This window comes from Bradyrhizobium sp. STM 3843 (assembly GCF_000239815.1).
Taxonomy (GTDB): domain Bacteria; phylum Pseudomonadota; class Alphaproteobacteria; order Rhizobiales; family Xanthobacteraceae; genus Bradyrhizobium.
This window is the reverse complement of record NZ_CAFK01000131.1, coordinates 1-10,395: the sequence shown is the minus strand read 5'-3', so window position 1 is coordinate 10,395 and position 10,395 is coordinate 1. Positions and strand designations below refer to the sequence as shown.

Sequence of the window (10,395 nt, the reverse complement as noted above, 5' to 3'; positions counted from 1 at the left end):
TACACCGCCGACGCGGCCCCAGTTTCGAAATCTTTCGCATTGAAGATGTAGCTTAGGTCATCCCTCTCAGGATCTCTTCGTGAACTATCACTGGAATTGGCACATCTTCCTTGAGCCAGACCCGACCGGGGCCGGCACCTATCTCGACATGCTGCTGTCGGGGTTGAAGCTCACGATCTGGACCTCGCTGTCGGCTTGGGTGATTGCGCTGATCTGCGGCTCGATCGTGGGCGTGCTCCGCACCTTGCCCTCGAAGACCGCGGGATGGTTCGCCTTCCTGTATGTCGAATTCTTCCGCAACATGCCGCTGTTGGTGCAGCTCTTCCTCTGGTTCTTCGTGCTGCCGGAGCTGTTGCCGCATGCGGCCGGCTTGTGGCTGAAGCAGCTGCCGAATGCGCCGTTCTACACGGCCGCTGTCGGCATCGGGCTGTTCATGTCGGCGCGCGTCGCGGTGCAGCTTGCAGCCGGTATCGGCTCGCTGCCGCGCGGGCAGCGGATGGCCGCCACCGCGCTCGGCCTGACCACGATGCAAGTCTACGCCTATGTGTTGCTGCCGATGGCGTTTCGGATCATCCTGCCGCCGCTGACCTCGGAGTTTCTCAACACGATCAAGAACAGCGCGGTCGCCATCACCATCGGCCTGATCGAGCTGACCGGCGCTGCCCGCTCGATGCAGGAGTTTTCGTTCCAGGTGTTCGAGGCCTTCACCGCCGCGACGCTGATGTATCTCGCCATCAATATCGTCGTCGTGTTCGTCATGCGCCTGATCGAGCGCAGCGTTGCGATCCCCGGCTACATCACGGGGAAATAGATGTTCGCCAACCTCGATTTCGACGTCATCCGCCGCTCGCTCGCCTATCTTTTCGTCGACGGCATGACCTTCACGCTGACGCTGACTGCGCTGTCTGCGGCCGGCGGACTGATCTTCGGCACTTTGATCGCGCTGATGCGGCTCTCGAGCCACCGCGTGCTCGGCTGGGTCGCCGGGCTCTATGTCGACTTCATGCGCTCGCTGCCGCTCGTGCTCGTGATCTTCTGGTTCTACTTCCTGGTTCCCTATATCGGGCAGTGGCTGACCGGTGCATCCCGGCCGATCAAGGTCGGCGCCTTCGCGTCGTCGCTGATCACCTTCATCCTGTTCGAGGCGGCCTATTTCTCCGAGATCATGCGCGCCGGCATCCAGTCGATCTCGCGCGGCCAGCCGGCCGCCGCGTCCGCGCTCGGTCTCACCTACAGCCAGACCATGCGCTATGTCGTGCTGCCGCAGGCGTTCCGCAACATGCTGCCGGTGCTGTTGACCCAGACCATCGTGCTGTTCCAGGACACCTCGCTGGTTTACGTGCTGTCGATCCCGGATTTCCTCGGAGCCGCCTCCAAGGTCGCGCAGCGCGACGGCCGCCTAGTCGAAATGTATCTGTTCGCCGCTCTGGTCTATTTCACCATCTCCTGTATCGCCTCCTTCGGCGTCCGCCGCCTGCAGTCGCGCATCGCCATCGTCAGATAGTTTGCTCGCATGATCGACATCAGCCACGTCAATAAATGGTACAGCCCGGCCTTCCAGGTGCTGAAGGACTGCACGACGTCCGTCGCCAAGGGCGAGGTCGTGGTGGTCTGTGGGCCATCGGGCTCGGGCAAATCCACCCTGATCAAATGCGTCAACGCGCTGGAGCCGTTCCAGGAGGGCGAGATCAAGGTCGACGGCATCAGGGTCAATGATCCCAAGACCAACCTGCCGAAGCTGCGCGCGCGGGTCGGCATGGTGTTCCAGCATTTCGAGCTGTTCCCGCACCTGAAGATCATCGACAATCTCTGCCTCGCACAGGAGAAGGTGCTGGGGCGCGGCCATGAGGAGGCGGCGGCGAAGGCCATGAAGCTCCTGGAGCGCGTCGGCCTGAACGATCACGCGCAGAAATTCCCGGCGCAGCTCTCCGGCGGCCAGCAGCAGCGCGTCGCAATCGCGCGCGCGCTCGCCATGGACCCGATCGCCATGCTGTTCGACGAGCCGACCTCGGCGCTCGATCCGGAGATGATCAGCGAGGTTTTGGACGTGATGGTCGACCTCGCACGCGAGGGCATGACCATGATGGTGGTGACGCACGAGATGGGCTTTGCCCGCAAGGTCGCTCACCGCGTCATCTTCATGGACCGCGGCGAGATCGTCGAGGACGCCGACAAGGAGGATTTCTTCGGCAAGCCACGCAGCGAGCGGGCGCAGAAATTCCTGTCGAAAATCCTGTCGCATTGACAGGCACGTCATTCCGGGGCGCGCCGTCAGGCGCGAGCCCGGAATCCCGAAGTGAGGCGCTCAGATAATCTCGAGATTCCGGGTTCGATGCTTCGCATCGCCCCGGAATGACGGTGATAAGGATTTATCGGCGGACGCAAATTGCGTATACGAGCGCGGCAGTATCATAGGAGAATGCCTTGGACCCGATCGCTTACGTCAACGGCTCGTTCGTTCCGCTGTCCGAGGCCAAGATCTCGATCCTGGATCGCGGCTTCCTGTTCGCCGACGGCATTTATGAAGTGGCGGCCGTGCTCGACGGCAAGCTGGTCGACAGCGCCTCGCATTTGGCCCGGCTGGAGCGGTCGGTCGGCGAGATCCAGCTCGCTCTGCCCGAGAGCATCGCGCGGATCGAGGAGCTGCAGAAAGAGCTGATCGCGCGCAACCAGCTCGACAACGGCATGGTCTATCTGCAGGTGACGCGCGGCGCCGACAAGAGCCGCGACTTCGCCTTTCCGAAGGGGGACGTACCGTCGACCCTGGTCATGTTCGTGACCGCCAAGGACATCGTCAACGCGCTCTCCGCCAAGGCCGGCATCGGCGTCATCACCGTACCCGACATCCGCTGGGAGCGGCGCGACATCAAGAGCGTGGCGCTGCTCGCGCAGGTGCTGGCCAAGCAGGCGGCGGCCGCTGCCGGCGCGGGCGAGGCCTGGATGATCGAGGACGGCTATGTCACCGAGGGTGGCTCGTCGTCCGCTTTCATCCTGACCAAGGATGACGTCATCGTCACGCGGCCGAACTCCAACGCCATTCTGCCGGGCTGCACCCGCAAGGCGGTGGTGGCGCTGGCCGAGGAGCGTCAGCTCAAGGTCGAGGAGCGGCTGTTCACGGTCGCCGAGGCGCTCGCGGCCAAGGAAGCCTTCATCACCAGCGCGAGTTCGTTCGTGCAGCCGGTGATCTCGATCGACGGCAAGCCGGTCGGCGAGGGCAGGCCGGGGCCGATGGCCATGCGGCTCCGCGAAATCTATATCGAGTTCGCCCGCGCCACTGCGGTGTGAGCAGGATTGACGTCACGCGCGCGGAACCAATGGTTGCCTCGCGCGTTACACGGCGTTCGGCCGGCAGATCCGGCCCCGAGGTTTGATCGTTCGATGCGGATTCTGCTGCTACTGCCCTTTGTCGGATTGCTCTGGGTGCCGTTCTACAACTTCACCGAGCCCCAACTGTTCGGCTTCCCCTTCTTCTACTGGTATCAGCTCGCCTGGGTGCCGATCTCATCGCTGCTGATCTGGCTGGTCTATCGCAGCCAGCCGCACGACGACGCCGATAATGAGGCGCGCCGATGAGCGATCACATCGAATGGGTTGCCGTCTCCGTCTTCGTGTTCTTCTTCGCGCTGGTCACGGTGATGGGCTTCGTCGCCGCGCGCTGGAAGTCCGGGCCCGTCAGCGAGCATCTGGATGAGTGGGGGCTCGGCGGCCGCCAGTTCGGCACCTGGATCACCTGGTTCCTGGTCGGCGGCGATTTCTACACCGCCTATACCGTGATTGCCGTGCCGGCCCTGGTCTATGCGGTCGGCGCCTACGGTTTCTTTGCGCTGCCTTACACCATCATCGTCTACCCGTTCGTGTTCATGGCGATGCCGGCGCTGTGGAAGCTGGCGCACCGCAACGGCTACGTCACGGCGGCCGATGTGGTGCACGGCACCTATCAGTCGCGCGGCCTTGAACTGGCCGTGGCGTTGACCGGGATGGTCGCCACCATGCCCTATATCGCGCTGCAGCTGGTCGGCATGGGTGCGGTCATCAAGACCATGGGCCTTCAGGGCGAGTGGCCGATCATCGCCGCCTTCATCGTCCTGGCGCTCTATACCTACAATTCCGGCCTGCGGGCGCCGGCGCTGATCGCCTTCGTCAAGGACATCATGATCTATATCGTGGTGCTGACTGCGGTCGTGGTGGTGCCGGCCAAGCTCGGCGGGTACGGTGCCGTGTTCTCGGCCGCCGACGACGCCTTCCGGGCCAAGGGCGGTGCCACCGGCCTGCTCCTCAAGCCGGGACAATATCTGCCCTATGCGACGCTTGCGCTCGGCTCGGCGCTCGCCGCCTTCATGTATCCGCATACGTTGACCGGGGTATTCGCCTCCAAATCCGCCAACACGATCCGCAAGAACGCGATCCTGCTGCCGGCCTACACGTTGCTGCTCGGCCTGATCGCGCTGCTCGGCTACATGGCCCATGCCGCGCATATCAAGGTGGGCTCGCCGAACGAGGTGGTGCCGGAACTGTTCAAGACGCTGTTTCCGTCCTGGTTCGCCGGCTTCGCTTTCGCTGCGATTGCGATCGGCGCGCTGGTGCCGGCGGCCGTCATGAGCATCGGCGCGGCCAATCTGTTCACGCGCAATGTGTGGAAGGCCTATGTCAATCCCGCGATCAGCCATGCCGGCGAGGCCAATGTCGCCAAGATCACCTCGCTGATCGTGAAGTTCGGCGCGCTCGCCTTCACGCTGTTCTTGCCGGTGCAATATGCGCTGGACCTGCAGCTGCTGGGCGGCCTGTGGATCCTGCAGACCTTCCCGGCGGTGGTGTTCGCCCTGGTCACACGCTGGTTTCGCGCCGAAGCACTGCTGCTTGGCTGGGCGGTTGGCATTGCTTGGGGCTCGTGGACGGCCTGGAGCAACGGTCTGAAGCCGCTGGCGAGCATTACGTTCGATGGCACGAGCTATTCGTTCTATGTTGCTCTCGGCGCGCTGCTCATCAACGTCGCGGTCGCTGTCGTCGTCAGCGCTGTCCTGAGCCGGACGTCGCCGGCACCGGAGGTTGCGGTTCGCTCGTGACAGGCCGGCCAACAGCGCAGCTGCAGCATCGAACCCCGCTTGCATTGTGGCACGCTTTGCTATTCTGCTGGCACGGTCATCAGGTGCAAAAAATTGCTGGGAGAGTTTCGATGCGTTCTGGTCTGACCATGCTCGGGGCCGGGCTTTTGATCGGTGCCGCCGTGTTTCGGTTTGGCGCGGCGACTGCGGCCGACAACGACGGCTGGATCACGCTACTGGACAGCTCGAACAAAGGCGACTGGACCGAGGTCGGAAAAGCCAATTGGGAGATGAAGGACGGCGTGCTGACCGCCGACAAGCTCGATGGCAAGGACCTGTCCTATCTGGTCTCCAAGAACACCTACAAGGATTTCCAGATCAGGGCCGAGTTCTGGGTCGATGACGCCGCCAACAGCGGCATCTTCATCCGCTGCGACCAGTCCGACAAGATCGATTCGAACATTTGCTACGAGGTGAACGTGTTCGACAAGCGGCCGGATCCGAAATACGGCACCGGCGCGATCGTCGATGTCTCCAAGGTCGATCCGATGCCCAAGGCGGGCGGCAAGTGGAATACCTATGAGATCACGGCGAAGGGGCCCCACCTCACCGTTGTTCTGAATGGCGAGAAGACCGCCGAGGCCGACGACACCAAGCATGCCAGCGGGCCGATTGCTCTGCAGTATGGTGCTGGCGTGGTGAAGTTCAGGAAGGTGCAGATCAAGCCGCTGTGAGGCGCGGCCACGCGGCTAGGCCGCGGTGCATTCCGGGCAGCGGCGTTGACCGCGGGTGGCGCGGTAGAGGCTCCTGCAATACCAGCGGCGCGCCATCACCTGCAGCGGGTTGCGAGCCATTTGCGCGAACATCAACAAATCAAGCATCGCGGTCTCCTTTCCCCCGTGCCGGTCAAATGGGGCGGCGCTTCTGACGCAGAAGTGCCGCCCTTATCGCATCAGCCATGCAATCGGCCGTGGAGCTTAGCGTTCGAGCTCAGCCGTGGAGCTCAGCCGTGTAGTTTCTTGGCGGTCTCCGCAATCACGCGTCCTTGATAGCGCGCACCTTCCAGCTCGTTCTCGCTCGGCAGGCGGCTGCCATCGCCACCGGTGATCGTGGTCGCGCCATAGGGCGAGCCGCCGGTGATCTGGTCGAGCTTCATCTGGCCGGCAAAGCCGTAGTTGAGGCCGACCACGGTCATGCCGAAATGCAGGAGGTTGGTGATGATCGAGAATAGCGTCGTTTCCTGCCCGCCGTGCTGGGTCGCCGTCGAGGTGAAGGCGCCGCCGACCTTGCCGTTGAGCGCGCCCTTGGCCCAGAGGCCGCCTGCCTGATCGAGGAAGTTCGCCATCTGCGAGGCCATGCGGCCGAAGCGGGTGCCGGTGCCGACGATGATCGCGTCGTAATTGGCGAGCTCTTCGACCTTGGCGACCGGCGCGGCCTGGTCGAGCTTGTAGTGCGAGGCCTTGGCGACGTCGTCAGGCACCAGTTCCGGCACGCGTTTGATATCGACGGTGGCGCCGGCTTCGCGCGCGCCTTGCGCCACCGCATTGGCCATGGCTTCGATGTGGCCGTAGGCGGAGTAATAGAGGACGAGAACCTTGGTCATTTGGATGCTCCGGAGTTGAACTTTGAGCGGAAAGGGCCTGTCATGGCCGGATAGTCCGGCCATGATGACGATGGGGCGTATTGGGTTAGGCGGCGTCGACCAGCACCAGCTCTGAATCCTCCAGTGCGGTGATCTTCAACGTGGCTTCGTCCCGGATCGCAGCGCCGTCGCGGGCATTGACTCGGATGCCGTTGACCTCGATGCTGCCGGCCGCCGGCACGAGATAGATGTGGCGGGACTTGTCCGCGGCATACTCGGCCGACTCGCCGGCTCTCAACGTCGTGCCGAGCACGCGCGCCTGGGCCCGGATCGGAAGCGCGTCACCGTCGCCCTCGAAGCCGCTGGCCAGCGTCACCAGCTTGCCGGAGCGGTCCGCCTTCGGGAACGGCTTGGCGCCCCAGGTCGGCTGGCCACCGTCCGTGGTCGGCTCGATCCAGATCTGGAAGATCCGGGTCGTGGTCGGCTCCAGATTGTACTCTGAGTGCCGGATGCCGCTGCCCGCGCTCATCACCTGGACGTCGCCCGCCTCGGTGCGGCCCTTGTTGCCGAGGCTGTCCTGGTGGCTGATGGCCCCCTCACGGACATAGGTGATGATTTCCATATTGGCATGCGGATGAGCCGGAAATCCGGTATTCGGCGCGATCTCGTCGTCATTCCATACCCGGAGCGCGCCGTGCCCCATGTTGCTCGGGTCGTAATAGCTCGCGAACGAGAAATGATGCTTGGCCTTCAGCCAGCCGTGGTCGGCGCCGCCCAGCTTTGAAAATGGCCTGAGTTCGATCATTGAACTGCTCCTTGTGATCCAAACGCGGGTGCCGGAGCGAGGGTGCTTCGGGGCGCGTCGTTGGGCCTTGGGATAAGCGCTCTATTGCGGTATAGAAATAGAAACTGTTGAAACGTATTGTTTCCGAAAACGACCTTTGGTCAGATGGCAAAACTCCCCGACTTCGAAGCAATGGCGATCTTCGCCAAGGTGGTCGAGCAGCGCTCTTTCGCCTCCGCCGCGCAGGACCTCGCGCTGTCGAAAGCCACCGTCTCCAAGGCGGTGAGCCGGCTCGAAGAGCGGCTCGGCACGCGGCTGTTCAACCGCACTTCGCGCCGCTTGGCGCTGACGGATGACGGACAGCGCTTGTCCGAGCGTGCGATCCGGCTGCTCGCCGACGGCGAGGAGGCGGAGACCGAAGCGCTCGCCCAGTCCGTCGTGCCGCGCGGGCTGGTGCGGTTCGCGGTGCCCATGACCTTCGGCGTCAAGAAGATCGCGCCGCTGCTGCCTGCCTTCCTGGAACAATATCCGGAAGTCTCGATCGATCTGCATCTGAGTGACGCTACCGTTGATCTTATCGGAGAGGGCTTTGATCTGGCACTTCGGATTGCGCGGTTGCCGGATTCCTCGTTGATCGCGCGTCGGCTCTGCGCCATCCCGCGCTACACGGTTGCGGCGCCATCGTATCTGAAGCGCTACGGCCGCCCCACCCATCCGATGCATCTCGCCGAGCACAAATGCTTTGGCTACGCCTACCTCGCGACAGCCGGAGTCTGGCACTACACCAACGCCGCCGGCGAGCAGGCGAGCGTGCGTCCCGCCGGGCAGTTGCGCGTCAATAACGGCGAGGCGGTGTTGCCGGCCGTCATTGCCGGGCTCGGTATCGCCGACCTGCCAGACTTCATCATCGGCGACGCGATCGCCTCCGGCCAGGTCGAGGTGATCCTGAAGGGCTGGACGCAAGCCGAAGGCGCGATGCATCTGGTGATGCCGCCCGGCGGCCCGCGGCCGGCGCGGGTCGAGGTGCTGGCAGATTTTCTGGTCCGGGAGTTGGTGAAGGGAAGAAAGGGCAGGGCGGCGCAAGCATGATTGCTGCGCTGTTTGCGCTGCGGTCGACAGCAGTGCATGCTGACGGATGTCCGTCGTTCGGAGTAGGCTTCCCTCAAATTAACGAAAGGGGGAGGACGATCGATGAACCGACGCGATTTTCTGCGCACCGCGGCCGCTGTGCCGCTACTCGGTGACGCGCTTGGCGGGAGCGCTCTTGCACAAGACACCTATCCCAGCCGCAATATCACGATGATCGTGCCGTTTCCGGCCGGCGGCCAGGCCGACCTCGCGGCGCGTCCGGTCGCTGCGGCGCTGCAGCGCGTTCTCGGCAAGCCCGTCATCGTCGACAACCGCGCCGGCGGAGGCGGCGGCTCGGTGGGTAATGCACAGGCAGCGCGCGCCGAGCCCGACGGCTATACGCTGTTGATGACGTTGTCGTCGCTGGCCGTGTTGCCGGAGGCCGACCGGCTGTTCAACCGGCCGGTGGCCTATGAAGTCGCGCAGTTCGCGCCGATTGCGCGCGTGCTGGCCGATCCGACCCTGCTTGCGGTGCCGGCCTCCTCGCCCTGGAAGACGCTCGCCGAGTTCGTCGAAGACGCCAAAGCGCGTCCCGGCGAGATTCCGTACGGCTCATCCGGCCCGTACGGCGTGCTGCATGTCGCGATGGAGATGTTTGCTGCGAGTGCCGACATCAAATTGCTGCACGTGCCGTTTCGCGGCGGCGGTCCCGCTTTGACCGCGCTGCTGGGCGGTACAGTGCAGGCGATGGCCGCCGCCCCCGGCACCGTAAAGCCGCAGGTCGATGACGGCCGGCTGCGCGTGCTCGCCAATTGGGGCGCCGAGCGCATTCCGACTTTTCCTGATACTCCGACCTTCATCGAGCTCGGCCATAAGGATGTCGAGATGTACATCTGGGCCGGACTGTTCGCGCCGCGTGCGCTCCCGCACCCCATCATGACGCGGCTGCGCGAAGCGATGGCGCAGGCCACGACCAGCCCGGAGGTGGTCAAGTCCTTCGAAGCCGCCGGCAGTGTGGTGGCCTATCTCGATGCGCCGGATTTTACGAAGTTCGTCGCAACCGACAGCGCCCGGCTGATCGCAGCAGTGAAGCGAATCGGGCGGGTGGAGTAGGGGGCCAACAGAATTTCGCGCGCACCTCAGGCGCGGCTGCTGTAGATGCCTGGGCTTTTCCAGTCAGCAACGTCTGGAAGCGGACGCGTTGAGCGCGTCATACCGGTCGCTCGGCTGCGCTCATATAACGGTTCAGCGCCGAAGCGATCTTCATGCAAAGGTCCTCGCCGCGGAACGGCTTGCCGATGGTTTGTGCCTCGTTGATGCCGGCAAGCGTCGCGCGGTCGGCGTAGCCGGTCACGAACAGAATTGGCAGTCGGGGATAGCGGGTGCGGACGCGCTGCGCCACTTCGGCGCCGCTCATGCCCGGCATCGCGAAGTCGAGCAGCAGCAGGTCGATATTGGTCTGCGATTGCAGCACGTCGAAAGCTGCGCCGGCGCTGCCGACCTCGACGACATCGTAGGAGCGATCGCGCAGGATATCGGCGGCAATCTGGCGCACGGCGTCGTCGTCGTCGACGATCAGGATGCGGGCTGGCGTCTGTGCCGTTGCGCTGTCATACGATATGGCGGTCTCGGCCCGATCTTCCGCCAGATCCGAGCGCGTCAGGAAGATGCAGATCGAGGTGCCCTGGCCCTCCACGGTGTCGATCCGAATCCCTCCGTTGGATTGTTTGGCAAAGCCGAGCACCTGGCTGAGGCCGAGCCCCGAGCCTTTGCCGATTTCCTTGGTCGTGAAGAACGGTTCGAACACGCGCGCACGGACGCTCGGGCTCATGCCGCAGCCTGTGTCGGTGACGCAGATCTGGACGTAATCGCCAGCGGCCGGCTCTTCGGGCGAAGCCGGCTCACCCAGCGTCGCATTG

At 63.9% G+C, this 10,395-nt stretch carries 13 protein-coding genes; 9 read left to right on the top strand and 4 right to left on the bottom strand.

What is annotated here, in order from left to right:
- The first annotated feature begins 79 nt into the window (after positions 1 to 79).
- From BRAS3843_RS16160 to BRAS3843_RS16130, 7 genes are all read left to right on the top strand, one after another.
- A complete protein-coding gene (locus BRAS3843_RS16160; protein WP_008970022.1) occupies positions 80 to 811 on the top strand; it encodes an amino acid ABC transporter permease in 732 nt (243 codons plus the stop codon).
- Positions 812 to 1,504, top strand: coding sequence for an ABC transporter permease subunit (locus tag BRAS3843_RS16155; protein WP_008970021.1), 693 nt, complete (start codon positions 812 to 814; stop codon positions 1,502 to 1,504). It begins immediately after the preceding gene.
- A gap of 9 nt (positions 1,505 to 1,513) precedes the next feature.
- Positions 1,514 to 2,245: an amino acid ABC transporter ATP-binding protein gene (locus BRAS3843_RS16150; protein ID WP_008970020.1), complete on the top strand. Its 732-nt coding sequence runs from the start codon at positions 1,514 to 1,516 to the stop codon at positions 2,243 to 2,245.
- 179 nt (positions 2,246 to 2,424) lie between these two features.
- Positions 2,425 to 3,285, top strand: a complete 861-nt coding sequence (locus BRAS3843_RS16145; protein ID WP_008970019.1) for a D-amino-acid transaminase — start codon at positions 2,425 to 2,427, stop codon at positions 3,283 to 3,285.
- A 93-nt stretch (positions 3,286 to 3,378) separates the two neighbouring features.
- On the top strand, positions 3,379 to 3,573 hold the full coding sequence (locus BRAS3843_RS16140; protein ID WP_008970018.1) for a DUF3311 domain-containing protein: 195 nt from the start codon (positions 3,379 to 3,381) through the stop codon (positions 3,571 to 3,573).
- Positions 3,570 to 5,063, top strand: a complete 1,494-nt coding sequence (locus tag BRAS3843_RS16135; protein WP_008970017.1) for a sodium:solute symporter — start codon at positions 3,570 to 3,572, stop codon at positions 5,061 to 5,063. The genes BRAS3843_RS16140 and BRAS3843_RS16135 overlap by 4 nt, the downstream gene beginning before the upstream one ends.
- A 110-nt stretch (positions 5,064 to 5,173) precedes the next feature.
- Positions 5,174 to 5,776, top strand: coding sequence for a DUF1080 domain-containing protein (locus BRAS3843_RS16130; RefSeq protein WP_008970016.1), 603 nt, complete (start codon positions 5,174 to 5,176; stop codon positions 5,774 to 5,776).
- Between the two features lie 15 nt (positions 5,777 to 5,791).
- Here BRAS3843_RS16130 and BRAS3843_RS42510 read toward each other — a convergent pair whose 3' ends face one another.
- The 3 genes from BRAS3843_RS42510 to BRAS3843_RS16120 form a co-directional block, all read right to left on the bottom strand.
- Complete coding sequence (locus BRAS3843_RS42510) at positions 5,792 to 5,923, bottom strand: hypothetical protein (RefSeq protein ID WP_277996482.1); 132 nt, start codon at positions 5,921 to 5,923, stop codon at positions 5,792 to 5,794.
- 122 nt (positions 5,924 to 6,045) lie between these two features.
- Complete coding sequence (gene wrbA, locus BRAS3843_RS16125) at positions 6,046 to 6,645, bottom strand: NAD(P)H:quinone oxidoreductase (RefSeq protein WP_008970015.1); 600 nt, start codon at positions 6,643 to 6,645, stop codon at positions 6,046 to 6,048.
- 85 nt (positions 6,646 to 6,730) lie between these two features.
- A complete protein-coding gene (locus BRAS3843_RS16120; protein WP_008970014.1) occupies positions 6,731 to 7,429 on the bottom strand; it encodes a pirin family protein in 699 nt (232 codons plus the stop codon).
- A 144-nt stretch (positions 7,430 to 7,573) separates the two neighbouring features.
- Between BRAS3843_RS16120 and BRAS3843_RS16115 the strand changes: the two genes are divergently transcribed.
- Together BRAS3843_RS16115 and BRAS3843_RS16110 are read left to right on the top strand one after the other, a co-directional pair.
- Complete coding sequence (locus BRAS3843_RS16115) at positions 7,574 to 8,497, top strand: LysR family transcriptional regulator (protein WP_008970013.1); 924 nt, start codon at positions 7,574 to 7,576, stop codon at positions 8,495 to 8,497.
- Positions 8,498 to 8,599: 102 nt separating this feature from the next.
- Positions 8,600 to 9,589, top strand: a complete 990-nt coding sequence (locus BRAS3843_RS16110; RefSeq protein WP_008970012.1) for a tripartite tricarboxylate transporter substrate binding protein — start codon at positions 8,600 to 8,602, stop codon at positions 9,587 to 9,589.
- Positions 9,590 to 9,686: 97 nt separating this feature from the next.
- On the opposite strand, the gene BRAS3843_RS16105 is transcribed toward BRAS3843_RS16110, so the two are convergent.
- On the bottom strand, positions 9,687 to 10,395 hold a 709-nt coding region (locus tag BRAS3843_RS16105), incomplete at its 5' end, for a response regulator (protein WP_035981868.1).